The 525-nt window shown below is 53.5% G+C and carries 1 protein-coding gene; it reads right to left on the bottom strand.

What is annotated here, in order from left to right; translation table 11 throughout:
- Positions 1-217: hypothetical protein (locus tag AUR66_RS22725; RefSeq protein ID WP_231727889.1), on the bottom strand; the 217-nt coding region annotated here is incomplete at its 3' end.
- Between the last annotated feature and the right edge of the window lie 308 nt (positions 218-525).

The raw sequence follows: 525 nt of genomic DNA, 5'->3' as shown, positions 1-525 counted from the left end.
GCAGAACCTCACGGATATCATCGCTCAATGCTGAGAGTCCTTGCTGTTCGTCTAACCGAGAGGTCAACCGGTTCAGTTGTGAGACCGTACCTGCCAACAAGATATCGACGTATTCGTGCCGTCGTCCGTCGACTTCGGAGACTGCACACTCTCCACCGAGCGAGAGCAATTGTTCTTTGACGAAACTGGCTTGGTCCGACTGTAATCGAGTCTTCACAGTCCTGTGCACGACCCGTTTATACAGTGAATGGTTCGAGTTCGACGTGGCGTGAGTACTCTCTAATGCTTCGTCTGCAGTTTCAGGAGAATCGACACGCTTCGAGATCATCTTTCGGTTCCAGTACTGACGCGCCTCGGCGATGGCGTACAAAGAGCCTGTTACGAGGACGCAATCGTTTCGTTCGGCAATCTCGAGTGCAGTATCACGAGCAGCAGCAACACTCGACTGCGTCTGCACACGAGCATCAGTGTGGTCCGTGAACACGCTCGCTAGCACGTCTTTGTCTTCAGCCCGTGACGTTGTCG

The sequence above is a fragment of the Haloferax profundi genome (assembly GCF_001469865.1).
GTDB classification, from domain to species: domain Archaea; phylum Halobacteriota; class Halobacteria; order Halobacteriales; family Haloferacaceae; genus Haloferax; species Haloferax profundi.
The sequence above is the reverse complement of the archived record's forward strand: the minus strand, read 5'-3'. Positions and strand labels throughout refer to the sequence as shown.